Annotated in this window: 21 protein-coding genes, 2 pseudogenes and 1 riboswitch; of the genes and pseudogenes, 19 read left to right on the top strand and 4 right to left on the bottom strand. The window is 53.8% G+C overall.

Annotation, left to right across the window (positions count from 1 at the left end):
- Positions 1-14: 14 nt before the first annotated feature.
- The 4 genes from ACZ1HF_RS09795 to ACZ1HF_RS09780 are packed head-to-tail and all read left to right on the top strand — an operon-like array spanning position 15 to position 2307.
- Entirely contained in the window at positions 15-734 is a 720-nt protein-coding gene (locus ACZ1HF_RS09795; RefSeq protein WP_472659022.1) for a ComF family protein, read from the top strand.
- A 35-nt stretch (positions 735-769) separates the two neighbouring features.
- On the top strand, positions 770-1027 hold the full coding sequence (gene grxC / locus ACZ1HF_RS09790; RefSeq protein WP_472657315.1) for a glutaredoxin 3: 258 nt from the start codon (positions 770-772) through the stop codon (positions 1025-1027).
- Positions 1028-1030: 3 nt separating this feature from the next.
- Positions 1031-1864 carry a carbon-nitrogen hydrolase family protein gene (locus ACZ1HF_RS09785; RefSeq protein ID WP_472657314.1) on the top strand — a complete coding sequence of 278 codons (834 nt, stop codon included), beginning with the start codon at positions 1031-1033 and terminating at the stop codon, positions 1862-1864.
- Positions 1861-2307, top strand: a complete 447-nt coding sequence (locus tag ACZ1HF_RS09780) for a MarR family winged helix-turn-helix transcriptional regulator (RefSeq protein WP_472657313.1) — start codon at positions 1861-1863, stop codon at positions 2305-2307. Before ACZ1HF_RS09785 ends, ACZ1HF_RS09780 begins: the two co-directional genes overlap by 4 nt.
- A 3-nt stretch (positions 2308-2310) precedes the next feature.
- On the opposite strand, the gene ubiG is transcribed toward ACZ1HF_RS09780, so the two are convergent.
- Positions 2311-3051, bottom strand: coding sequence for a bifunctional 2-polyprenyl-6-hydroxyphenol methylase/3-demethylubiquinol 3-O-methyltransferase UbiG (gene ubiG / locus ACZ1HF_RS09775; protein WP_472657312.1), 741 nt, complete (start codon positions 3049-3051; stop codon positions 2311-2313).
- A 62-nt stretch (positions 3052-3113) separates the two neighbouring features.
- Between ubiG and pip the strand changes: the two genes are divergently transcribed.
- The 13 genes and pseudogenes from pip to cobN all read left to right on the top strand — a co-directional run bounded on the left by pip (position 3114) and on the right by cobN (position 21599).
- Positions 3114-4103, top strand: a complete 990-nt coding sequence (gene pip, locus ACZ1HF_RS09770; RefSeq protein ID WP_472657311.1) for a prolyl aminopeptidase — start codon at positions 3114-3116, stop codon at positions 4101-4103.
- 90 nt (positions 4104-4193) lie between these two features.
- Complete coding sequence (locus ACZ1HF_RS09765; RefSeq protein WP_472657310.1) at positions 4194-5192, top strand: ABC transporter permease; 999 nt, start codon at positions 4194-4196, stop codon at positions 5190-5192.
- Positions 5189-6391, top strand: a complete 1203-nt coding sequence (locus tag ACZ1HF_RS09760; protein ID WP_472657309.1) for an ABC transporter permease — start codon at positions 5189-5191, stop codon at positions 6389-6391. The genes ACZ1HF_RS09765 and ACZ1HF_RS09760 overlap by 4 nt, the downstream gene beginning before the upstream one ends.
- The gene (locus tag ACZ1HF_RS09755) at positions 6388-8031 is read left to right on the top strand and encodes an ABC transporter ATP-binding protein (protein WP_472657308.1); all 1644 of its coding nucleotides are present in this window, start codon (positions 6388-6390) and stop codon (positions 8029-8031) included. Before ACZ1HF_RS09760 ends, ACZ1HF_RS09755 begins: the two co-directional genes overlap by 4 nt.
- A 75-nt stretch (positions 8032-8106) precedes the next feature.
- A pseudogene (locus ACZ1HF_RS09750) lies at positions 8107-9650 on the top strand (ABC transporter substrate-binding protein).
- 276 nt (positions 9651-9926) lie between these two features.
- Positions 9927-10502 (top strand): ribosome maturation factor RimP, encoded by a 576-nt coding sequence (gene rimP / locus ACZ1HF_RS09745; RefSeq protein ID WP_472657307.1) that lies wholly within the window; start codon positions 9927-9929, stop codon positions 10500-10502.
- Positions 10503-12122, top strand: a complete 1620-nt coding sequence (gene nusA / locus ACZ1HF_RS09740) for a transcription termination factor NusA (RefSeq protein WP_472657306.1) — start codon at positions 10503-10505, stop codon at positions 12120-12122.
- Positions 12123-12146: 24 nt separating this feature from the next.
- Entirely contained in the window at positions 12147-12779 is a 633-nt protein-coding gene (locus ACZ1HF_RS09735; protein ID WP_472657305.1) for an RNA-binding protein, read from the top strand.
- Positions 12776-15268, top strand: a complete 2493-nt coding sequence (infB, locus tag ACZ1HF_RS09730; protein WP_472657304.1) for a translation initiation factor IF-2 — start codon at positions 12776-12778, stop codon at positions 15266-15268. The genes ACZ1HF_RS09735 and infB overlap by 4 nt, the downstream gene beginning before the upstream one ends.
- A 150-nt stretch (positions 15269-15418) precedes the next feature.
- Positions 15419-15635: riboswitch (cobalamin riboswitch) on the top strand.
- Between the two features lie 33 nt (positions 15636-15668).
- Entirely contained in the window at positions 15669-16346 is a 678-nt protein-coding gene (locus tag ACZ1HF_RS09725) for an energy-coupling factor ABC transporter permease (protein WP_472657302.1), read from the top strand.
- Between the two features lie 78 nt (positions 16347-16424).
- Complete coding sequence (gene cobW, locus ACZ1HF_RS09720) at positions 16425-17477, top strand: cobalamin biosynthesis protein CobW (RefSeq protein ID WP_472657301.1); 1053 nt, start codon at positions 16425-16427, stop codon at positions 17475-17477.
- On the top strand, positions 17474-17920 hold the full coding sequence (locus ACZ1HF_RS09715; protein ID WP_472657300.1) for a GNAT family N-acetyltransferase: 447 nt from the start codon (positions 17474-17476) through the stop codon (positions 17918-17920). Before cobW ends, ACZ1HF_RS09715 begins: the two co-directional genes overlap by 4 nt.
- Positions 17920-21599, top strand: a pseudogene (gene cobN, locus ACZ1HF_RS09710) (cobaltochelatase subunit CobN). The gene ACZ1HF_RS09715 and the pseudogene cobN overlap by 1 nt, the downstream one beginning before the upstream one ends.
- 1 nt (position 21600) lies before the next feature.
- On the opposite strand, the gene ACZ1HF_RS09705 reads toward cobN, so the two are convergent.
- On the bottom strand, positions 21601-21891 hold the full coding sequence (locus ACZ1HF_RS09705) for a hypothetical protein (protein WP_472657299.1): 291 nt from the start codon (positions 21889-21891) through the stop codon (positions 21601-21603).
- A 122-nt stretch (positions 21892-22013) separates the two neighbouring features.
- On the opposite strand from ACZ1HF_RS09705, the gene cobO reads away from it, so the two are divergent.
- Positions 22014-22637, top strand: a complete 624-nt coding sequence (gene cobO / locus ACZ1HF_RS09700) for a cob(I)yrinic acid a,c-diamide adenosyltransferase (protein WP_472657298.1) — start codon at positions 22014-22016, stop codon at positions 22635-22637.
- A 54-nt stretch (positions 22638-22691) separates the two neighbouring features.
- On the top strand, positions 22692-23225 hold the full coding sequence (locus tag ACZ1HF_RS09695; protein ID WP_472657297.1) for an NADPH-dependent FMN reductase: 534 nt from the start codon (positions 22692-22694) through the stop codon (positions 23223-23225).
- 21 nt (positions 23226-23246) lie between these two features.
- Here ACZ1HF_RS09695 and ACZ1HF_RS09690 read toward each other — a convergent pair whose 3' ends face one another.
- Together ACZ1HF_RS09690 and ACZ1HF_RS09685 are read right to left on the bottom strand one after the other, a co-directional pair.
- Positions 23247-24023, bottom strand: coding sequence for an inositol monophosphatase family protein (locus ACZ1HF_RS09690; protein ID WP_472657296.1), 777 nt, complete (start codon positions 24021-24023; stop codon positions 23247-23249).
- Entirely contained in the window at positions 24016-25362 is a 1347-nt protein-coding gene (locus ACZ1HF_RS09685; RefSeq protein WP_472657295.1) for a TldD/PmbA family protein, read from the bottom strand. Before ACZ1HF_RS09685 ends, ACZ1HF_RS09690 begins: the two co-directional genes overlap by 8 nt.
- Between the last annotated feature and the right edge of the window lie 56 nt (positions 25363-25418).

The following is a 25418-nucleotide window of genomic DNA, read 5'->3' as shown; positions in this document are numbered from 1 at the left end:
CTTAGAGGTCCATGATGAGATTGCAAACCGCCTTACGTCTGGTCTACCCGGCGCAGTGTATATCCTGCGGTGCTATGGTGGATGATGATTTTGCCCTCTGTGGGGCTTGCTGGCGTGATACAGCATTCATACACGGGCTCAGTTGTAGCACATGCGGCGTGCCGTTGCCGGGCGAGGATACGGGACAAGATGAGCAATGCGGTGACTGCATCACCATCGCCCGCCCATGGCGGAATGGCCGCGCTGCGCTGCTCTACAAGGATAACGGGCGCAAACTGGTTATGGCGCTGAAACATGGCGACCGGACCGAGCTTGCAAGGCCCGCAGCGCGGTGGATGGCAAATGTCGCCCCACCGGTGGGGGAGGACACATGCGTTGTGCCGATCCCTTTACATTGGATGCGTTTGCTAAAACGACGATATAACCAGTCTGCCTTATTGGCCCGACGCGTAGCCGATATGCTGGGCGCGCAATATCATCCGAGCGCACTTTACAGGCCGAAGGCGACAGAAAGTCTTGATGGTAAATCCCGTGATAACAGGTTTGCACATCTTGAAGCCACGATTCAGCCACACCCTAAGCATGGTAAAGTGCTGAAAGGGCGTCACGTACTGCTGATTGACGATGTTATGACCAGTGGGGCAACTTTTGCGGCTGCTACGGAGGCTTGTCATATCGCGGGCGTTGATCACGTTGACGTGCTTGCTCTGGCGCGCGTTGCGAAGGACGTCTAAATCCGTATAGTTCCGCCAGCTCAGAAGGATGCACCATGGCCAATATTGAAATCTATACCTCGCCATTATGTGGCTATTGCCATGCGGCAAAAAAGCTTCTCAATCAGAAGAAAGCTAAATTTTCCGAGACCAATGTGGCGCTGAGCCCGTCCAAGAAGGCCGAAATGATCCAGCGCGCGAATGGCGGCAGGACCGTTCCGCAGATTTTCATTGATGGTAAACATATCGGTGGTTGCGACGAGCTTTACGCTTTGGACCGTTCCGGTAAACTGGACCCGTTACTGGCGGCGTGACCTATGAAAGTGGGGTTGATCCAGCTTTGTGCTTCGGATGACCCGGCTGCAAACCTGCATGAGACTTGCCGTCTGATCCGCGAAGCGGCCAAGGCTGGTGCTCAACTCGTGCTGACACCGGAAGTAACGAATTGCGTCTTAGCCAGCCGTGAGCATCAGATGGGTGTTTTGCAGATTCAAAAAGACGACCAGACCTTGCACTGCTTACGTGAAGAAGCGCATGCCCTTGGGATATGGCTTTTGATCGGGTCACTGGCATTGAAAACAGGTGACCTGGACGGGCGATTTGCCAATCGCAGCTTTCTGATTGATCCGATAGGAAAGATCGTCGCGCATTATGACAAGATACATATGTTTGACGTGCAGTTGTCTGCCACCGAGCAGTACCGGGAGTCGAAAGGATACCGCCCCGGCGACCAAGCGGTGTTGGCAAAGACGCCATTTGGCAAGATTGGCCTGACGGTCTGCTATGATCTGCGCTTCCCGCATCTATATCGTGATCTCGCGCAGGCCGGGGCAGGGATTATCACAGTCCCTTCCGCATTCTCCCCCGTAACAGGTGCTGCTCATTGGGATGTGTTACTGCGTGCCCGCGCGATTGAGACAGGGTGTTTCATCCTTGCCCCGGCGCAAACCGGCACGCACAAAGCAAGGGACGGGAAGCCACGCAAAACCTACGGTCATTCTCTGGTGGTGGCTCCTTGGGGGGAAGTGTTATACGATGCTGGAACTGAGGTTGGGACCGGCATTGTTGAGCTTGATCTTGACCAGATTAGAGATGCGCGACAGCGTGTCCCCTCACTCAGCCATGACAGGGACTATACGCGACCCTTATGACCGATTTGAAAGACTCACTTGCCGTCTCGCTATTCAGCGAGATTTTTATGACAGATCAGCTCGCCCGCAATCGGCTAAGCAAAGCCCTGCCCAAAGGGATGGAGCTGTCGCATTTCTCAATGCTTAATCATCTTGCGGGTCTGAGTGAGCCCAGAACCCCGGCTCAATTGGCACGTGTTTTCAATCTGACCAAAGGGGCGTTGACCAACACACTTAGCAAGCTGGAATGGGCAGGACATATCCACGTTACGCCAGACTGGGAAGACGCACGACGCAAGCAGGTTGTCATAAGCCCTGCGGGAAGACGTGCGCGTGATGCCGCATTACAGGCAATCGCGCCGATGATCAGCGGTATTGTCGATCAGATCGGGGCAGACAAAGTCCGCGCAACCCTACCTGTCTTGCGAGAGTTGCGCATCAGGCTGTCCGAGCAGGAAAGTTAGGGGCTATTCTGCCCGTTTTGAACTTGCTGTGACATAATTCACGGACAGATCGCGGCTGGACAATGACCAGCTCCATGCAATTGGGTTGAAGACAAATCCTTTCTTGTCTTCGAAGATTAACCCAGCCTGACTAAGCAGCTTTTCAAGTTCATCCGGCGTAATGAATTTGGACCATTCATGCGTTCCTTTCGGCAGCCAGCGCATGATATGTTCAGCCCCGATAATCGCCATCACGTAGCTTTTGGGGTTTCGGTTTATCGTCGAGCAGATCATCAGCCCATCCGGTTTTAACAGCTTTTGGCAAGCGGTTAGATAGGCCAATGGGTCAGCGACATGTTCGACCACCTCCATATTCAGGATCACGTCAAACTGTTCGCCCGCTTCGGCCAATGCCTCGGCTGTTGTGTGCCGATAGTCGATCACCAGCCCTGCCTGATCTGCGTGCAGTTGTGCGACGGGAATGTTTCGCTCTGCTGCATCTGCGCCAACAACATTTGCCCCTAATCGCGCCATAGGCTCACTTAGCAAGCCGCCGCCGCAGCCTATGTCCAGAATTCGAAGATTCTTAAATGGTTTGTCCTGCGTGGCATCACGGTCAAATTCATACTCGATCTGACTTATTATGTAATCTAACCGGCACGGGTTAAGCATATGTAATGGCTTGAACTTTCCGTTCGGATCCCACCATTCTGCCGCCATAGCTTCGAATTTTGCGATCTCAGAGGCATCGACAGTTGTGGTCATCGTGCTTAACTCTCTTGATTTAGTGCATGGTGGTTCATGTTTCAGGCGTTATATAGGGCATAATGGACAGATCGGCAGGACAAAACCGCGCGGCAGCGCATCTTTACCCGGCAATTGACCCGTTTGAGCAGCATATGCTTGATGTTGGCGATGGTCATCGCATCTATGTCGAGCAATGCGGGAACCCCGATGGCATTCCTGTAATTGTTTTGCATGGCGGTCCCGGCGGAGGGTGCAGCCCTGCGATGCGGCGCTATTTCGACCCGGCTCGTTATCGTATTTTTCTGTTTGATCAACGAGGCTGCGGCCGTTCCAAACCCCACGCGAGTGTCGAGCATAATACGACTTGGCATCTGGTACGTGACATCGAAAAAATCCGCGAAGCGTTTCATGTGGATCGCTGGGTTGTCTTTGGCGGGAGTTGGGGCGCAACATTGGCGTTGCTCTATGCACAAAGCCATCCGGATCGCGCAGCCTATCTGATCTTGCGTGGCGTGTTTCTTATGACACAAACGGAGCTTGACTGGTTCTACGGCGGTGGGGCGGGGGCGTTCTTCCCTGAGCAATGGAAAAAGTTTGCAGATATCATCCCCCATGATGAACGGGATGATATGATAGCGGCATATAACAGACGCCTATTCTCGGGCGACATTCCTCTAGAAACACGGTTTGCACGTGCATGGGCAGGTTGGGAAAATGCGCTGGCGGCTTTACATGTGAATGGCCCGGTAGGCGATAGCCCCGCAGACTATGCCCGCGCCTTTGCCCGGCTGGAAAACCATTATTTTACCAATCGCGGTTTTCTGGAATGTGACGGTCAAATCTTGAAGAACCGCGATGTCATTGCCCACATTCCAGCCACTATCGTGCAGGGTAGGTATGACATGATCTGCCCGCCCATTTCGGCACATCAACTGGCAGATGGTTGGGACCGCGCTGATTTGCGCATGGTCAAAGCTGCGGGTCACGCCTTGTCTGAACCGGGCATTACAGCTGAGCTGATCCGCGTGACGGATATGGTAAGGGATACCGATTGCTCGCTAAGTTTCTGAAACATAAAAACATTTATCCCAAGGCTTTACATAAGCCGTTGAGCCGTTAGGTTAAGCATAACAAAAAAATACCGGGAAGTACCAAGCCACGTGGCTGGATTAATACGGATTATAATACAACGGCTCCTTCTGGGGCTTGTGACACTGCTGGTTGTATCGGTCATCATTTTCACTGCGGTGAACATGTTACCAGGCGATTTCGCGGAAGCTATACTTGGCCAAGGGGCGACGCCTGAGGCCGTCGCTGGTATTCGTGAAGAACTTGGTCTGAACAAGCATCCGGTCATACGCTACTTTGAATGGCTTGCTGGTGTGCTTCGGGGCGACTTCGGGACGTCCATGAGCCAAGCCTTGTTTCAAAGCTATACGGGCACAAGTACCAGCAGCGGATTGGGAACTGTTGCCGAACAGATCGCTCCACGTTTCGGAAATACCATATTTCTTGCGACTGTTACTGCTACAGTGGCCGTTCCCCTGGCGATCACATTGGGCATTCTGACTGCGCTTTATCGCAATTCGGTTTTTGACCGGGCAATGAATATTACCACGCTCACATCGATCTCCAGCCCCGAGTTCTTTCTGGCCTATATTGTCATGTTGTTTCTGGCGACACTGAATCCGCTGTTTCCGCCGGTTAGCAGCATTTATGCGGATATGAGTTTCGCGGAACGGCTGGAAAAAACGGTATTGCCAGCCTTGACGCTGACCCTTGTGATCACTGCGCATATGATGCGGATGACACGGGCGGCGATTATCAATCTGCTTGCCTCACCCTATATTGAAATGGCGCGCCTGAAAGGCCTGTCACCAATGCGGGTGATTGTGAAACACGCGCTGCCAAACGCGCTGGCCCCAATCATCAATGTGGTTGCTCTGAACCTGGCTTACCTGATCACGGGTGTCGTGGTGGTTGAGGTTGTGTTTGTCTATCCCGGTATTGGCCAGCTTTTCGTAGATAGCGTGATAAACCGCGACATCCCCGTTGTGCAGGCCTGCTGCCTGATATTTGCCGCAGCTTATATTCTGCTGAACCTTTTGGCTGACATCCTGTCGATAATCTCGAACCCTCGCCTGAGGCATCCGAAATGAGCGTTTGGATTTGGGCTCTGGCTGCTTTGGTGGTTATTTCAATCGGCGGTTATGGCATGCGTGCTATTGGGCAGCTTACAACCGGAAATACACCGTTTTTCAGGGATATGCCTTATGGCGTGGCGTTTGGCTATGCGCTTGCATTCGCCTGCATTATGTTAGGCGGCTGGTATTATCTGCAACCGGCAGAGCTGGAAGGCGGCGCGCCGAATGCCGGTGTCGTTTTCTTCCGATGGGCGGTGCATGGCTTCGTTATTTTCTCTGTGGCTGCATATCTGTTTCGTCTTTTTGGCCGTTATATTGGCACCGAAGCGACGCGAAAGCTGTTTCGCACCATGCCCCTGACAGCCTCATTCGGTATTCTGGTAATCTTGATTTACGCGATTGTGTCGATATTTGCAGGCTGGATTGCCCCTTATGGCGAGGGCGAGATTCTTGGAGCTGCAAATGTTATCCCAGGTGGCGATCCTGCAACCGGCGGGAACCCGGATTATCCCCTTGGAACGGACCAGATCGGACGCGATATTCTCAGCCGCCTGATCTACGGGGCCAAAAATACGGTGGGTATTGCGTTTGCCACGACCTGTCTTGCATTTTTCATTGGTGCTTCTCTGGGATTTCTGGCGGCGACTTTGGGGGGCTGGCTGGATCAACTTCTGTCGCGCAGTGTTGATGCGCTGATGGCAATCCCGGCTCTGATTTTTGCGCTTTTGTTGATGACGATTGCGACTGTTTGGGCAAATGAATTCGGCATCAACCGCACCTATTTCATGGTGCTGATTATTGCGGTGATCGACAGCACGCGCGTTTACCGGTTGGCGCGGGCCGTGGGTCAAAACATTGTTGTTATGGATTATATTGAAGCCGCGAAGCTGCGGGGTGAAGGGTTAAGCTACCTGATTTTCCGGGAAATGCTGCCGAATGCCTATGCGCCCTTGCTGGCTGAATTCGGTCTGCGCTTCTGCTTCGTGTTCCTGACAATTGCGGCCTTGTCTTTCCTTGGTGTCGGGATCCAACCGCCTTTGGCGGATTGGGGTACTATGGTTAAGGATCTGTCCCAGTTCATCAACTATGCGGCTTTTGCGCCGCTTGCGGCGACCGCTCCGCTCTTGGCGGCAGGTGCGATTGCTTTGCTGACTGTAGCGGTGAATTTCCTTGTTGACTGGATGTTGCAGAAATCTTCAGGGCTAAAGGAATGACCCGCTTGCTGAAAATACGCGGTCTGAAGATTGAGGGCCGGTCTGATGAGACCTGGTCGTCGATCATCAGGGGCGTTGATCTTGATTTGAACAAGGGCGAGGTTCTGGGCCTGATTGGCGAGTCTGGTGCGGGGAAGTCTACCGTTGGACTTGCTGCCATGGGGTTTACCCGTGATGGCGTGCGTATCTCAGACGGTACGGTCGAGTTTGACGGGATCGACTTGGTGCAAGCCTCCGCAGACGTCAAACGGGACCTTTTAGGCAAACGCATCGCCTATGTCGCGCAATCTGCTGCCGCCAGTTTCAATCCTGCGCACCGGCTGATTGATCAGCATACCGAGGGACCCGTGCAACACGGCGTTCAAGGCCGAAAGGAAAGCGAAGAAGACGGCATTGAACTTTACCGCCGTCTACGCTTGCCGAACCCCGAAGAGATCGGGTTTCGCTATCCTCATCAGGTATCTGGCGGGCAGTTGCAGCGTGCAATGACGGCTATGGCCATGTCCTGTCGTCCCGATCTCATTATTTTTGATGAGCCGACAACAGCGCTTGATGTAACGACACAGATCGATGTGTTGGCTGCGATCCGCGATATCGTAGAGCAGTTCGATACAGCTGCGATCTATATCACCCATGACCTTGCGGTTGTGGCGCAGATGGCGGATCGGATCAAAGTGCTTCTGAAAGGTGACGAGGTGGAAGAGGCCGACACCCGCACCATGCTGTCTGCACCTACGGAAGACTATACCAAGTCTCTTTGGGCGGTACGCGGGTTTGAGCGGCCTGCAAAGCCTGCGGTTGCGCGCGCTTCTACACCTGTTGTGGCGGTGAAAGGCATCACAGCCTCTTACGGTAAGACAGATGTTTTGCACGATGTAAGTTTCGATATTCACGCCGGTCGCACTGTTGCTGTTGTTGGCGAAAGCGGGTCGGGCAAATCCACGGCTGCGCGCTGTATTACAGGGCTTTTACCGCCACGCATCGGCCATATCGAATTTGATGGGGTGCCGCTGCCTGCTGATTATCGCAAACGAAGCAAGGATCAGCTACGTCAGGCACAGATGATTTATCAGATGGCTGACACGGCCCTGAATCCGCGCAAGACCATTGGAGAGATCATCGGTCGCCCTGTAGAATTCTACATGGGCCTCAAGGGCCGCGAGAAACGTAAGCGTGTTGAATACTTGTTGGGCGAAATTGAGTTGGAACCAAGCCAGTACCTTCACCGCTTGCCGTCTGAACTGTCAGGTGGGCAGAAGCAACGCGTTGGTATCGCCCGCGCGCTGGCAGCAGAGCCGAAATTTATCATCTGCGATGAAGTGACATCCGCGCTGGATCAGCTGGTGGCCGAGGGTATTTTGAAACTTCTGGCCAGATTGCAGGATGAACTGGGTCTGAGTTATATGTTTATCACCCATGATCTGGCGACAGTAAAAGCCATCGCGGATGAGGTCGTCGTGATGAAAGATGGCAAAGTGATCGAACAGGGGCCAAAGCTGGACATGTTCCAGCCGCCACACCATCCCTACACGGATCTTCTACTTAGTTCTGTGCCGGAAATGGACCCGGATTGGCTGACAAACCTGTTACAAGAGCGCGGTCTGGATAACATAGGCGATGCCGCGACTGATAAACTGTAATACGAATCGCCTCATATCGGGGCTTAACCGGACGGAAAACCGTCCCACTTAATGATGAATAACGGGGAGAGATTTATGTCTCAGATGAATAGACGTAGCCTTTTGAAAACCAGTGTCGCCGCTGGTGTTCTGGCCGCCACTGGCTTGCCGGTCCGCGCGCAGGCAAAAAGGGGGGCAGACTGCGCCTCGGCATCGCTGGTGCCAATACCTCGGATAGCTGGGACGGGCGGACCCATTCGGACACTTACATAATCCTGCTGGCTTACGGGTGTGTTTTCGACTGCCTGACAGAAATCGGCGCTGATGGTCAGTTGAAAGGTGAGCTCGCAGAAAGCTGGGAAGCTTCTGCGGATGCCAAGACATGGACTTTCAAGCTGCGTGAGGGTGTGACCTTCCACAATGGCAAAGCCTTTGGGGCTGACGATGTGATTGCGTCGTTACAGATGCACACAGAAGAAGGTTCAAAATCTGCAGCCAAGCCGATTGTTGAACCAATCACCGAGATGAAAAAGCTGGGTGAGCATGAAGTCCAGTTTACCTTGTCTGCCGGTAATGCGGATTTCCCATTCCTGATGTCTGATTTCCATCTGCTGATGTATCCTGCCGGACAAATTGAAGAAGCGATTGCCAATGGTATTGGTACCGGGCTTTACAGCGTTGAGTCCTTCGATCCCGGCGTGCGCTTTGTCGGCAAACGCGTCGAAAGCCACTACAAAGATGGTGAGGCAGGCTGGTTCGATGAGGTCGAGGTTATCGCCATCAATGATGCGGCCGCCCGGATGAACGCTTTGATGACAGGTCAGGTCGACGCAATCAACCGCGTTGACTTTAAAACCGAAGCGCTGATGAAGGCCAATCCCAACGTCAATATCTTCGAGGTTACAGGCAACCAGCACTACACCTTCCCGATGCTGGTCGGCACTGATCCGTTTAAGGATATGAACGTCCGCAAGGCGCTGAAACACGCGATCAATCGTCAGGAAATGGTTGATAAGATTCTGCAGGGTCATGGTGCCATTGGTAACGACCATCCGATTGGCCCTGCCAATCAGTATTATGCGGCTGATCTGGAACAGAACTCCTTCGATCCGGACAAAGCCAAGTTTTATCTCAAAGAGGCAGGTCTAACCGAACTCAATGTGGACCTGAGCGCGGCGAACGCGGCCTTTACCGGCGCTGTTGATGCGGCACAACTCTATCAGGCCTCTGCCAAAACTGCCGGCATCAACATCAACGTGGTGCAGGAACCTGACGACGGATACTGGTCCAACGTTTGGCTGAAAAAGCCATGGTGTGCAGCTTATTGGGCAGGCCGCGCGACCGAGGATTGGATGTTCTCTTCCGCCTATGAAACAGGTGTTCCGTGGAACGACACAGGATGGGAAAACGATCGTTTTCAGGAACTTTTGCTAACTGCGCGGGCCGAGCTGGATTCGGATAAGCGGCGCGAGATGTATACGGAGATGCAAATGCTGTGCTCTACCGAGGGTGGCAGCGTAATTCCGATGTATGCAAACTATGTCGACGCCCATTCGACCAAGCTGACCAACAGCGGCACCATTGGCAATGTTTACCAGATGGACAGCACGCGCTTCATAGAGCGTTGGTGGTTCGCATAAAATTGAAGGGCGTCCTGCTGATCATGTAGGACGCCTTTACACCAAACTATCTTTGGTAGTTAAATAGATACCCTTTCTTTTAGGTATTATTGGGGCGCAATCACCCCTTGAAAGTTGTGAGCAGGCGGGCGACTTGCAGGTAAACTAAAGAAGTGGTCTTGCAGACTCAGGCTGGGATGCGTATATCGCCTTTAACAGCGGCGTGTTGGTTTCCACCCCCAACACTCCACCGGGAAATTTCAACGGGCCGCGCGCCCGTTTTTTATTTTGGAAGCTATGTCTGACCTGATTGCCAAAGCCGCTATCGATCGCCGTCTGGCTGAAATCGCCAAACCCGTTGTTGAGGGGTTGGGGTTTGAGCTGGTGCGCATCCGTTTGATGGGTGGCAAGATCGACACGGTGCAAGTGATGGCCGATAAGCCTGATGGTGGGATTGAGGTTGACGAGCTCGGCCAGATTTCGACTGAATTGTCAGCACATTTTGACGTGGAAGATCCTATTGCCGGGGAATATACGCTGGAAGTATCTTCGCCGGGAATTGACCGGCCTTTGACGCGTCTTAAGGATTTTGAGATGTGGCAGGGGTACGAGGCCAAGATCGAGACAGAGGAACTGATCGATGGCCGCCGCCGTTTCAAAGGAATAATCGCCGGTACCGAGGGCGATGAGGTGCTGATCAATATCGACGAAGGCACCGTCGGTTTGAAATTCGATTGGCTGTCGGACGCCAAGCTTGTGTTGACCGACGAGCTGATCCGAGAAGTTTTGCGGTCGCGTAAGGATGCGGGTGCAATAGACGAAACCCAATTTGACGAGATTCAAGAGATCGTCGACGGTGAGGAGACTACATAAATGGCAATTACATCAGCCAACCAGCTTGAACTATTGCAAACCGCCGAGGCTGTTGCCCGCGAGAAGATGATCGACCCTGAGCTGGTTGTGGAGGCAATGGAAGAAAGTCTCGCGCGCGCTGCCAAGTCTCGCTATGGGGCGGAGTTGGACATCCGGGTCTCTATTGACCGCAAGACTGGCAAAGCGACATTCACACGTGTGCGGACGGTGGTTGAGGATGATGCCATCGAGAATGACCGCGCCGAATTAAATGTCGAGGATGCTAAGCAATATCTAGATAACCCCGAAGTGGGCGACACAATCGTAGACGAAGTGCCTCCGGTGGAAATGGGCCGTATCGCGGCACAATCAGCCAAGCAGGTGATCTTGCAAAAGGTCCGTGAGGCTGAGCGTGATCGCCAATACGAGGAATTTAAAGACAAGGCCGGCACCATCATCAATGGTCTCGTCAAACGTGAGGAATACGGCAATGTCATTGTTGATATCGGTCGTGGCGAGGCTGTTCTGCGTCGGAATGAAAAGATCGGCCGCGAAGCATATCGTCCAAATGATCGTATCAGGGTTTACATCAAGGATGTGCGTCGCGAACCCCGCGGGCCTCAGATTTTCTTAAGCCGGACAGACCCGCAATTCATGGCCGAACTGTTCAAAATGGAAGTTCCCGAGATTTACGATGGCATCATCGAGATCAAGGCTGTAGCACGTGATCCGGGATCTCGGGCGAAAATAGCAGTTATTTCCTATGACAACTCTATTGATCCTGTCGGCGCTTGTGTCGGGATGCGCGGCAGCCGCGTGCAAGCGGTTGTAAATGAGCTTCAAGGTGAGAAGATCGACATCATCCCCTGGAATGAAGATCAGCCGACATTCCTTGTGAACGCGCTGCAGCCTGCCGAGGTCACGAAAGTGGTTCTGGACGAAGAGGCCGAGCGGATTGAGGTTGTCGTTCCGGATGAACAGCTTTCATTGGCGATCGGTCGTCGTGGGCAAAACGTGCGTCTGGCATCCCAGCTGACCGGGCTCGATATCGATATCATGACCGAGGAAGAAGAAAGCGCGCGGCGTCAGGCGGAATTCGAAGAGCGTACAAAGCTGTTTATGGATACGCTTGATCTTGACGAATTCTTCGCACAGCTTCTGGTCTCTGAAGGATTTACCTCTCTGGAGGAAGTTGCCTATGTCGAAACCGAAGAGCTTTTGGTCATTGACGGGGTGGATGAAGACACCGCATCCGAGCTGCAAGCCCGTGCGCGTGATTTCCTTGAAGCGCAGAACAAAAAAGCGCTGGAACATGCACGTGAGCTGGGCGCAGAGGATAGCCTGATCGGGTTTGAGGGGCTGACACCGCAGATGGTTGAGGCATTGGCCGAGGATAGCGTGAAAACGCTTGAAGATTTTGCGACCTGCGCAGATTGGGAACTGGCCGGTGGCTGGACCACTGTTGATGGTGAGCGTGTCAAGGATGATGGGGTTCTGGAGAAATTCGATATGTCCCTTGAAGAAGCGCAAACTCTGGTTATGACCGCCCGCATTCAATTGGGTTGGGTTGATCCTGCCGATCTGGTCTCTGAGGAAGAAGAGACCGAGGAAGCCGCAGAAACAACGGAGGTCGAGGCCTGATCTCAGGCCTCGATGGATCGGCTCATGAGCCGCAGTGGTCGCGAGAAACTGAATGAAGGTCCTGAACGGCGCTGTATTGCAAGCGGCGAGATTGGTGACCCTGCTTTGATGATCCGATTCGTGGTGGGACCGGAAGGTCAGGCCGTACCGGATATTCGCGGCAAGCTGCCGGGACGTGGAATGTGGGTGAATGCGACGAAAAATGCGCTTGAAACTGCGATAAAGAAAAAGGCTTTCTCGCGCTCGGCCAAAGAACAGGTTTTGGTGCCAGAGGGTTTGTTTGCACAGACCGAGAGCCTTCTGGCACAACGCCTGGTTGATCTTATCTCGTTGGCGCGCAAAGCGGGTCAGGCTGTGACGGGCTACGAGAAGGTGAAAGGCTTGCTGGAGACAGAACGCGCCCGCGTTTTGATTCAGGCAAGTGATGGTTCAGAGCGAGGCAAATCGCGCCTTCGTTCACCGCCTGGCAAAGATGTTTTTATAGGCTGTTTGACCTCTCAGGAATTGGGTTTGGCATTCGGTCGGGAAAGTGTGATACATGGCGCCTTAACAGCGGGGGGACTCGGCAAACAGGTTATTGCTGAAGCCAAGCGCTTACGAGGTGTCCGCGGACATGGCGGCGGAAAATCCCGCCCGAAAGGAAAAGACGACGTATGAGCGAGAATGACGGCAAAAAGCCTTTGGGCATTCGTGGTGGTGGACCCCGTGCGGGCAATGTGAAGCAGAGTTTCAGCCACGGTCGCACCAAAAACGTGGTGGTAGAAACGAAACGCAAACGCGTTGTCGTCCCCAAACCCGGTGCCGGAAAACCTGCCGGTGCTGCGACGGCTGCAAAAAGCGATCCATCCAAGCGGCCCGCTGGAATTTCGGATGCCGAGATGGAACGCCGGATGAAGGCGCTTCAGCTTGCTCAGGAGCGCGAAACTGAAGATGCCGCCCGCCGTAAGGCAGAGGAAGAAGCGCGTGCTGCAGATCGTGAGCGTCGTCGTGCCGAAGCCGAAGAGAAAGAGCGTGAAGAGCGCGAGCGTGAAGAACGCGCCCGGGTAAAGGCCGAAGAGGACGCCCGTAAACTGCGTGAGGCAGAAGAGGCGAAGACCCGTGCTGCTGCTCCGCCAGCTCCCGTACCGGGCGATATTTCCGAAAAGCCAACGTCACAACGCACGCCCAAACCGGCTGCCGCAGATCAGCGCAAGGACCGCGGCGATGATCGTATGGATCGCAACAAAGGTAAGGCGCGTGATGATAGCCGCCGCTCTGGTAAGCTGACGCTAAATCAGGCTCTGGCTGGTGGTGAAGGTAAACGGCAAAAATCCATGGCGGCGATGAAGCGTAAACAGGAACGCGCTCGCCAGAAGGCCATGGGTGGCTCTGTTGAGCGCGAAAAGGTTGTGCGCGATGTGCAACTGCCTGAAGCGATCACCGTTCAAGAGCTTGCGAACCGCATGGCAGAACGTGTGGCTGACGTCGTCAAATCTCTGATGACGAATGGCATCATGGCAACTCAGACCCAGACTATTGATGCAGATACAGCCGAGTTAATCATCGAGGAATTCGGCCATAAGGTTGTTCGGGTCTCGGATGCTGACGTCGAAGACGTGATCACCCAGACCGATGATGATCCCGAAGATCTGAAACCGCGCGCGCCTGTGATTACGATTATGGGTCACGTGGACCATGGTAAAACATCGCTTCTGGATGCAATTCGCAACGCACGCGTGACTGCAGGCGAAGCGGGTGGGATTACCCAGCATATCGGTGCTTATCAGGTCGATCAAAACGGCACAAAACTGACATTCCTAGACACACCAGGTCACGCCGCGTTTACGTCCATGCGGGCGCGTGGTGCTCAGGTCACGGATATCGTGGTTCTTGTTGTTGCTGCGGATGATGCTGTGATGCCGCAAACGATTGAGGCGATCAATCACGCAAAGGCAGCTGAGGTTCCTATGATCGTTGCGATCAACAAGGTTGATAAGCCCGATGCAAATCCTGACAAGGTGCGGACTGACCTTTTGCAACATGAGGTGATCGTTGAGAAGATGTCCGGCGAAGTTCAGGATGTTGAGGTCTCGGCAATAAGCGGGCAGGGGCTTGATAACCTGCTTGAAGCCATTGCGCTGCAATCTGAAATTCTTGAACTCAAAGCAAACCCTGATCGGGCTGCTTCTGGTGCCGTGATTGAAGCACAACTTGATGTAGGTCGTGGCCCTGTCGCGACAGTTCTGGTCCAGAATGGTACTTTGCGCCAAGGCGATATCTTCGTTGTGGGTGAACAATACGGTAAGGTGCGCGCCTTGATCAACGATCAGGGTGACCGCGTCAAAGAGGCCGGACCTTCCGTTCCGGTTGAAGTTCTGGGCTTGAACGGAACGCCGGAAGCAGGCGACGTTCTGAATGTTGTTGATACCGAGGCTCAGGCTCGTGAAATTGCTGTTTATCGTGAAAAAGCGGCCAAGGACAAACGTGCAGCCCTTGGTGCTGCGACGACCCTTGAACAGCTTATGGCCAAGGCGAAAGACGATGAGAACCTGACCGAAATGCCAATCCTCGTGAAGGCGGACGTACAAGGTTCTGCCGAAGCCATTGTTCAAGCGATGGAGAAGATTGGCAACGAAGAGGTTCGCGTTCGCGTGCTGCATTCCGGCGTTGGTGCGATTACCGAAAGTGATATTGGTCTGGCCGAAGCATCCAATGCGCCTGTGTTCGGATTCAATGTTCGGGCCAATACATCTGCCCGGAATACGGCAAACCAGAAAGGCGTCGAAATTCGCTATTACTCGGTGATTTATGACCTTGTGGATGATGTGAAGGCCGCGGCTTCAGGCTTGCTGTCCGCTGAAATCAAGGAAACCTTCATTGGGTATGCGACGATCAAAGAGGTCTTCAAAGTTACTGGTGTTGGCAAGGTTGCCGGGTGTCTTGTGACCGAAGGCGTTGCGCGGCGGTCGGCAGGTGTGCGTCTATTGCGAGACGATGTTGTGATCCACGAGGGCACTTTGAAAACGCTCAAACGCTTCAAGGATGAAGTGCCTGAGGTTCAATCCGGTCAGGAATGCGGTATGGCTTTTGAGAATTACGATGACATACGCCCTAACGATGTTATCGAGATATTTGAGCGTGAAGAAGTTGAGCGCATGCTGACGTAAGAAAGACGTAAGAAAAAGCCCCGACCCTTGGTCGGGGTTTTACATTTCTCAAACCGTTATTTACCAAACATGTAGTGCACGTAAAAGAATAGCTCCGACGTGTTTGCCGCACATCGTGTCGTAATCCCTCTTGACCCCCATACGCTCTGGGCGCACACATACAAGCAAGGTTCCTACGCCGTGCTAAGTGCGGCAGGGATGAAATGGGAATGTGGTGAAGGTGACCCAATTCGGGGCCTTAGTCCACAGCCGCCCCCGCGACTGTAAGCGGTGAGTGCGCGTCACATATGCCACTGGAGTAATCTGGGAAGGTCGACGTGCATCACGACCCGCAAGCCAGGAGACCAGCCTTGCATTGGTGAAATCAATCCGTCGGGTGAGACGGTAGAGGAGAAAAGAAATGCATATCGAACCAGGCGTCGTTACGGGCGCAAAAATAGTCCTGAGCTACGCAACAGCCGCAGGAGCAGCTGGTTATTCGGCGAAACTGATCTGGGACACCCTGAAAGAAAAAGGCGTTCTTTCTCTTGCCACACGCAGCATTGCTGCAACGGTTGCTGTATTTATCTTCTTTGAACTTCTGCCGCATATGTCGGTCGGTGTGTCCGAGGTGCATTTCATTCTGGGAACAACGCTGTTGTTGGTACTTGGCGCTGGGCCGGCCGCGATTGGTCTTGCGGCAGGGTTGTTAATCCAAGGCCTGTTCTTTGCACCAACTGATCTGTCGCAGTATTTTATGAACCTGACCACCTTGTTGGTACCGTTATTTGGCCTTCATGTTCTGTCATATCACGTCATTGCCAAGGGTACAGCCTATGTGGACCTCGACTTCAAACAAGTCTTTGCAATGTCAGCGGTGTATCAGGGTGGCATTGTCGCTTGGGTAGCATTTTGGGCCTTCTATGGCTCTGGTTTCGGGGGCGAGAATGTCAGTGCTGTCTTCTCGTTTGGCGCTGCCTATATGTTGGTCGTTCTGATTGAGCCTCTGGCTGATCTGGCCGTACTGGCGGGTGCCAAAGCGATCCGCAGCCTTGAAGGGTCACATTGGGTGACACCGCGTCTGCACGCCGCAAGCTAGTTACATCCTGATCACCTATCAAAGAAGGCCTTTCTGGGCCGTCTAAGGGCTGTTTAAAGAAAATTTGAGGTATTCAAAATGCATGGTAAAATACCTGCTACCGTCGTCACGGGCTTTCTTGGGTCTGGTAAAACGACACTGATCCGTCACATGCTTCAAAATGCAGATGGAAAACGGATAGCATTGATTATTAACGAGTTCGGAGATCTGGGCGTTGATGGGGATATTCTGAAGGGCTGCGGGGATGAAACCTGCTCTGAGGATGATATCATGGAGCTATCCAACGGATGCATTTGCTGTACTGTTGCCGATGATTTTATCCCAACCATGGAAAAGCTGCTGGCGCGGGATGTGAAACCGGATCATATCGTGATCGAGACATCTGGACTGGCATTGCCACAACCCTTGGTGCGTGCATTCAACTGGCCAGAGGTTTCCACTCAGGTGACTGTGGATGGCGTTGTGACTGTGGTAGATGGTGCTGCCGTATCTGAGGGCCGGTTTGCGCATAACGTGGTGGCCGTTGATGCGCAGCGGAAGATGGATGATAACCTTGATCACGAGACGCCTTTGTCTGAACTGTTCGAAGACCAGATTGCCTGCGCGGACATGATTGTGGTGAACAAGTCTGACTTGCTGGGCGAGGATGCAGCAATGGCTCTTGTAGGGGCTTTGAAAGACGAAAGCCGGGATGGTGTTCAGGTTCTCAAAGCATCAATGGGGCAGCTTCCGGTAGGTGTTTTGCTTGGACAAGGGATCGCCGCCGAGGACGACCTTGAGGCACGTCATGAAGTGCATCACCATCGCCACCATGATGGCGATGATCACGAGCATGAACATGGCCATGATGAGTTCGAAAGTTTCGTTGTAACATGCGGCGAGATTAGCGATGCGAAAGCTTTTGCCGAACAGGTGGCAGAGGTGATCCGTGCCCATGATATTTTGCGCTTGAAAGGCTTCGCGAGCGTTGCAGGCAAGCCATTGCGCCTGACTTTGCAAGCTGTCGGGCCCCGGGTGGATACGTATTTCGACCGGCCTTTCGGAGTTGATGAAACGCGAGAGACCCGGCTCGTGGTCATTGGTCAAGCAGGCCTGGATCACGCAGCGATTGAAGCTGCTTTGAACGCATGATTGTCGAGCGAGGTGATCCACGTGGTCCGCAGGCCTTGGCACTTCTGACGGCAAGCCATGAGCTTATGCGCACGCTCTTTCCGCCGGAAGATAATTACTATCTTTCTATTGATGCGCTTTGCGAAAACAATGTGCGTTTTTTCATTGCCCGAGACGGGCAAACTCTGCTTGGTTGCGGGGCTTTGAAAAAGACGGTCGGCTATGGTGAAATTAAGTCGATGTTTACCAGTGAGGCGGCGCGCGGCAAAGGTGTCGCGAGTGCAATTCTCAATCGTATTGAACATGAGGCCCGCGCCTTGCAGCTGCCCGCTTTGAAGCTTGAGACTGGGAACCTGCTTGAAGCTGCCCATAGGCTCTACGCGCGACATGGTTTTGTGCGCTGCAGCGTTTTTGGTGACTACGAAGAGAATAACACCAGCCTGTTCATGAAAAAGCAGCTCTGATGCACCTATTGGTCGCGACTCCGGGGGCGATTGACGATGGGCAAGAGCCGGTCGATTTGGGGCAGAGTCCAGCAGATATTGTTTTCATTTCCGCAGCGGATACAGAGTTGGCGGCGCTGTCAGCGGCACGCGATGAAATGGTTAATCCTCCATCAGTGCGATTGGCTAATCTGACCCATCTGCAGCACCCGATGTCGGTCGATCTGCATATTGAAAATTGCGCAGCAAAATCCGGTTTGATCATTGGCCGTGTGTTGGGCGGGGCGGGGTATTGGAAATACGGGCTTGAGCAGTATGCCGCCCGCCTGCACGAGACGGGGGTTTCGTTTGCTGCACTTCCCGGGGATGACAAATCGGATCCAGAGCTTCGCGCGCTATCCACGGTTTCGGGCGCGGATTACGATGCGCTTTGGGGATATATGGTCGAGGGTGGCCCTGAAAATGCTACGAATTTTCTACGCTACGCCAAAGCCATGTTGGACGGTACAGACCGACCTGAAGCGGCGCGGCCATTGTTACGTTCCGGTATCTACTGGCCTGGGGCGGGGTTGTCTGACCTGTCAGCTGTGAAGCAAAGCTGGACAGACGGCGCGCCGATAGTGCCGCTGATCTTTTACCGTGCATTGCTGCAAGGGGCGGGGCTTCATCCGATCAACCGATTAACCAAATCGCTTTTGTGGGAAGGGCTCAACCCGCTGCCAATCTTCGTAGCGTCATTGAAGGATGCGGTGTCTCAGGCGACATTGAAGCATCTGTTTGAGCAAGTTTCCCCCAAGGTTATCCTGAACGCCACGTCTTTTGCGGTAGGATCCCCTCATGATGGGGATGCAGAACATGCAAACCCGCTGACAACCCCGTCGGCGAACAAAGCTCCGGTGTTTCAGGTTGTGCTCGCCGGGTCGTCCGAAGAGGCTTGGGAGCAGGGTTTAAATGGCCTTTCGGCGCGCGATATTGCGATGAATGTTGCACTGCCGGAGGTGGACGGCCGTATCCTGACACGCGCGATCAGCTTCAAGGGCGAAGCTTATTTTGATGAAGCCACGGAATGTCCCATTGCGACCTACCGGGCCAGGGGAGATAGGATTAGCTTTGTCGCCAAGCTGGTTGCGAATTGGGCGCGATTAAGGGCGAAGCCCGTTGAGTCTCGGAAAGTGGCTCTGATACTGGCGAATTATCCTAACAAGGATGGGCGGCTTGCGAATGGGGTTGGTCTTGATACGCCTGCGTCCACCGTAGAAGCGCTACGGATCATGCGTGAGGCGGGCTATCAGGTCGATATGCCAGACAACAGCAAGGTGCTGATGGATCAGTTGATGGCAGGACCGACGAATTGGCTGACCGACCGCGCCACGACCGAGGGTGGTGAAGTGCTTGCGCTTGAGGTTTATAACAAGGCTTATGGTGCGCTCCCCTATGCTGTGCGCCAAAAGATCGAAGATCGTTGGGGTGCGCCCGAGGACGATCCGTTTTTCGCGGATGGTTTCAAGCTGTCTATCCACCGGTTTGGCAATGCAATTGTGGGGCTTCAACCTGCACGCGGATATAACATTGATCCGACAGAAACATATCATTCACCTGATCTGGTCCCGCCGCATAATTACCTTGCCTTCTACTTCTGGCTTCGCATGCATTGGGGGGCTGATGTGATTGTGCATATGGGCAAACATGGCAATCTGGAATGGTTGCCGGGGAAAGCTGTTGCTTTGTCAGAGGAGTGTTTGCCAGAGGTCGTTCTGGGACCTGTGCCGCATGTCTATCCGTTCATTGTGAATGACCCCGGCGAAGGCACACAAGCCAAACGCAGGGCGCAGGCTGTGATCATTGATCATCTGACGCCGCCGCTGACACGGGCTGAAACTTACGGGCCCTTGCGTGATCTGGAAGCTTTGGTTGATGAGTATTACGAGGCTGCGGGCGTTGATCCTCGGCGTATTACACATCTGCGCAAAGAGATACTGTCGCTGACATCGGCCACTGGGTTGGCCGATGATGTTGGCATGAGTGGTGCGGATGAGGACAGCGATCTGGCGAAGCTTGATGCCTATCTGTGCGAGTTGAAAGAGGCCCAGATCCGCGACGGATTGCATGTGTTTGGCTGTTCACCCACAGGTGTGCAGGAGCGGGATTTAACAATTGCGTTGACACGTGTGCCGCGGGGGATGGGTCTGGGCAAAACCAGTCGTTGATCCGCGCGATTGCGGATGATCTTGAGCTTGGTTTTGACCCTCTTGATTGTGAGATGTCCGCAGAATGGCAAGGCGCGCGGCCACAGGTTTTGACGGACATTCTTGACACCCGTTGGCGGTCCACCGGAGACACCGTCGAGCGGGTTGAGGCCTTGGCCGTTGCCCATCTGGATCATCTTGTGCCTGCAACGGGGCCATCAAGTCAGGCTGTTCTTGGCCATATTAAAAGTCACGTGCGGCCTATCGTTGAAAACTGCGGTGCTATGGAAGGCAAGGGGTTTCTGACAGCCCTGTCCGGGCAATTCGTCAGCCCGGCACCATCCGGTGCGCCGACACGCGGGCGGTTGGATGTCTTGCCCACGGGTCGGAATTTTTACTCGGTCGATAGCCGCGCTATACCGACGCCAACGGCTTGGGCTTTGGGTTGGAAATCTGCGAACCTTCTTATTGAAAAGCACCTGCAAACCCATGGCGACTGGCCGCGCGCTTTGCTTTTGACTGCTTGGGGCACTGCCAATATGCGCACCGGCGGAGATGATATCGCACAATGCCTTGCGCTGATGGGATGCAAACCAAGGTGGGATAGTGCCAATAGGCGGGTCATTGGGTTCGAGGTTTTACCCCAAGGTGTACTGGGGCGGCCACGGGTCGATGTGACATTGCGGGTGTCGGGCTTTTTTCGAGATGCGTTCCCTCAACAAATTGCTTTGGTGGATTCAGCGGCGCGCGCGGTTATGGCGTTGGATGAACCGGCGGATTTAAACCCTGCAGCGGCGCGGTTTCGCACGGAAGGGCAGGCATATCGCGTTTTCGGCTCTAAGCCGGGGGCATATGGGGCCGGGCTTCAGGCCATGATTGATGAGCGGCTTTGGACGGATAAGGCCGATTTAGCGGATGCTTACCTTGAATGGGGCAGTTATGCCTATGGCAAGGATAGCGAAGGTACGCAGATGCGCGGGGCGTTTGAAGAGCGTTTGTCTCAGGCTGAGGCCGTTGTGCAAAATCAGGATAATCGAGAGCATGATTTGCTCGACTCGGACGATTATTATCAGTTCGAGGGCGGTGCGGCGGTGGCGATTTCTACGCTTCAAGGTCGGGATCGACCTGTTTACCACAATGATCATTCCCGGCCTGAACGCCCCGTTATCCGTACATTGGAGGATGAGATCGGGCGGGTCGTGCGGTCACGTGTTGTGAATCCGAAATGGATCGCAGGCGTGAAACGGCATGGCTACAAAGGTGCGTTTGAAATGGCGGCAACACTGGATTATCTATTTGCGTTTGCCGCGACAACTGGCGCTGTCAGGGGGCACCATTTTGACTTGGTGTATCAGGCGTTTCTTGAGGATGATGATACGCGGGACTTTATCGCAGAGCATAACGCGCCTGCGTTGCGGGAAATGGCACAACGGTTAAGGGAAGCAATTGAGCGGGGCCTTTGGGTTCCGAAATCCAATTCAGCGCGTGCGCTGATTGACCGCTTGAAAGGTTAGATCAACACAGCAAATCCGCCTCAACCAAAGCAACATCGCCCGAGAGTGACGAAGGATCAACCCTGCAGCCACTTACTTGCGCCATTGCTTGCGCAGCCGCTGCAAACACAATGCGGGATTTAGGGCGTAGCTGTGGGGTCAAACGGTACGCTTCTGCACGGTCGGCCGTGTAAATCACTTTGAATTTATAATCGCCAGCTTCAACGGTTTCGGATTGCCCGCCCCAAACATCAACACCGCCTGTCGAACATGCAGGCAACGCAAGTATCAAAATGAAAAGAAGAAATCGCATATAATCACCATCAGATAAAGACAGACATGCTGACGATAGGAGTGATGGATTAAAGAAACCTTACGGCTTGTAAGTTCTGTCAGGATTGCACAGTTTGAAGTTGATATCAGGAAGGAAATCCAATGAGCGAGAAACCTGTCCAAGATGATCTGGAACGTCATTCCAGCAAGATGGCCAAGAAGAAGGCTGCACGCGACAAGATCATGGCGACGAAGACAGATAAAAAAGGTCTGATCATCGTCCATACGGGGAAAGGGAAAGGCAAAAGCTCAGCCGCTTTCGGGATGATTTTTCGATGTATTGCGCATGACATGAAATGTGCCGTGGTGCAGTTCATCAAAGGCGGTATGAGCACGGGCGAGCGGGACTTGATCCTTGAAAAATTCTCGAACACATGCGCGTTTCATACGATGGGCGAGGGATTTACTTGGGAAACCCAGGACAAATCGCGCGATATCGAGATGGCAAGTGCTGCATGGGAGAAAGCGAAAGAACTGATCCGCGATGAAAGCAACAAGATGGTGCTTCTGGATGAGATCAATATCGCACTGCGCTATGACTACATTGATATTGCCGAGGTGGTGAAATTTCTGGTCGAAGAAAAGCCCGAGATGACCCATGTGGTCCTGACTGGGCGGAATGCAAAGGATGACCTTATCGAGATCGCTGATCTTGTCACTGAGATGGAGCTGATCAAGCATCCTTTCAGGTCCGGTGTAAAAGCGCAGATTGGGGTGGAGTTTTAGAACCTGCCTTCTAAGTACTCAATTCCAGCCAATATGTTAAAAGGACCTCACATTATGAAACTTCTTGGAATTTCCGGCTCGCTTCGTGCGGATTCTTTAAATCGCAAGCTGATCCGTGAGGCGGCGCGATTGGGTGACGTCGATCAATACGTAGAAGCTGATCTGGATTTTCCGCTTTATAATGGTGATGTTGAGGAAGCATCGGGCGTTCCGGCAAAAGTTCAGGAATTGGTTGATCAAGTCAAAGCAGCGGATGCTGTGGCGATCTCTACCCCGGAATATAACAAGGCTATTTCCGGCGTTTTGAAGAATGCGTTGGATTGGGTCAGTCGTACAAAAGATGCGCCTTGGGGTGACAAACCAGTTGCGATCATGTCTGCCACAGCAGGTCGATCAGGCGGTGAGCGGGCGCAATCAAGTCTTCGGTTATGCATGGTGCCTTTTCGGGCACGGGTTCTATCAGGATCAGAAGTTCTGGTGGGTGGGGCGATGAATGAATTTGATGAAAATGGTTATTTGAAATCAGATAGCTATGTGAAGTTTCTGACTGAATTGATGGAGGCGTTAAAGGCCGAGGTTAATCGGTAAACTAAGGCGTAGCTTCTATGCCTATTTTTGGCGTAACTCTTTTTGTAACACCGAATGCAGTGCTGGCCCCGCTGCAAGGCAGCCTTTGGTTTTTGCAGCGGGGCTGTTGAAGCTGAGGGTTGCGTTCGTAATGTCCGTGGCGGAACCGCCCGCCTGCCTGACGATCAGTTCTCCGGCGGCGATGTCCCATTCCCAGCAGTCGCGCACGGTCAGCATCGCATCAAAACGGCCCTCGGCGACAAGACAAAGGCGGTAGGCCAGGGACGGGCGGAATTTACGCGTGACCGGGGGCACGCTGCCTTTCCAATGTTGCGAATCCAGATTGGGACGGGCGGCCAGCATGGTCGCGCCTTCTGCAGTTCTTACGCTGCTGGTGCTGATTGTTTTGTCATTCAGTCGCGCCGGTGTCTCGTTGCTTGCAGTGTAAAGTAGGTCAAGCATGGGAACGTAGACAACGGCAACTGTCACGCGGCCATTCTCGGCAATAGCGAGCGAGTGGGAAAACGTCCGTTCCCCTGCAATAAAGGCGCGCGTGCCATCAATTGGGTCGATAATAAAAGTACGTTGGGTGGTCAGACGTGCAGCAGTGTCCTCGGTTTCTTCAGATAGCCAGCCATAGTCAGGGCGCGCGGACAAAAGCTCGGCTTGTAGCATCTTATCAATGGCCAGATCGGCCTCGGTGACGGGTCCCGCTGTGCCGCCCTTGTCCCATGTTTCAGGGGAGGCTTTCCAGAATTTACGGGCAATATCGCCGCTGGCACGGGCCGCATCAATCAGAAGGGCAAGGTCTTTATTCACCGGCAAGTGTCATACCTTCGACCAGCAGGCTGGGAACGACACGCGATAGATGGGTCCGGGCATCATTGGCAGGGCGGATCGTCATAAGCATGTCGCGCAGGTTCCCGGCGATGGTACATTCGTTGACCGCGTACTTGATCTCGCCGGCTTCGACCCAGAACCCAGAAGCCCCGCGGGAATAGTCGCCGGTATTTGGATTAATGGTTGCGCCAATCATCGATGTGACCAGTAGCCCCGTCCCCATCTCTGACAATAGCTCGTCACGGGTCTGCGTGCCTTGAGTCAGAGCAATGTTGCTAAGCGATGGGCTTGGTGGTGCAGAGGTGCCGCGCGATGCATTGGCCGTGCTTGTCATCCCAAGCTTGTGCGCACTGGCAAGGTCAAGGGTCCAGCCTTGCAATGTGCCATTTGTGACGATGTCGCGTTGTGCTGTCGCAAGCCCCTCGGCATCAAAAGGGCGCGACCCCGCGATGCGGGGGCGATGGGGGTTTTCAGTGATTGACAGACCGTCAGGCAGAACTTGCTGTCCGAGGGCGTCCAGTAGCCATGATGATCCGCGCACGATGGAAGCGCCGTTTGCGGCGACCAGAAGGGAGCCGATCAGCGACGCAGCGACACGTTCGTCATACAGAACCGGGTAGGCCCCGGTTTTTGGCTTGCGTGCTCCGGCGCGGGCAACTGTGCGTTCGGCAGCGATGCGTCCAACCTCTTCGGGGCTTGGCAAGTCGTTTTGAAAGACACGGCCTTCGCCGTAATAATCCCGCTCCATCCCGGTGCCTTCTCCGGTGATGGCGACACAGGACAGCATCCGGTCAGAGCGTTGATACCCACCTGAAAACCCATTGGAAGCTGCAAGGTAGATACTGCGCTGACCATATCCAGCTGATGTGGATTGCACCTGTGATACATCTTTAACTGCAAGCGCTGCCGCTTCAGCGCGTTTGGCGTCTTCTTCCAGAGCAGCCGGGGTGGGCTCGGGGCTTGGGTCGTATAGCTCCAGCAGGTCCACATCCCAATCTTTTGCCAGTTGGTCCGACTCAGCGAGGCCAATATTGGGATCTTCCGGCGCTTCGCGCGCCATAGCGACAGCACGCTCGGACATGGTGATCAGGGTTGGATCGTCAATTAATGAAGAAGACACGCAAGCCTGCCGTTGACCAATCAAGACACGCAGGCCGATTTCGACGCCTTCTTCGCGTTCTGCATGTTCCAGCTTGCCGTTCAAGACATCGATGGATACTGAACTGCCATCGACCGCAACAACATCTGCAGCGTCAGCCCCGGCAGATATCGCAGCAGACAGCAAGCGTTCGGTCAGGGTAGACAGGTCTTTGGACATGGTGTCTCCTTCATAGGGTATAGCCCGGACGTAGTGCCATGCAGCTGAAGGTGCAA

Source organism: Litoreibacter sp. GN1-5 (genome assembly GCF_055693805.1).
Note: the sequence above shows the minus strand (reverse complement) of the source record. Positions and strands in the feature narration are given on the sequence as shown.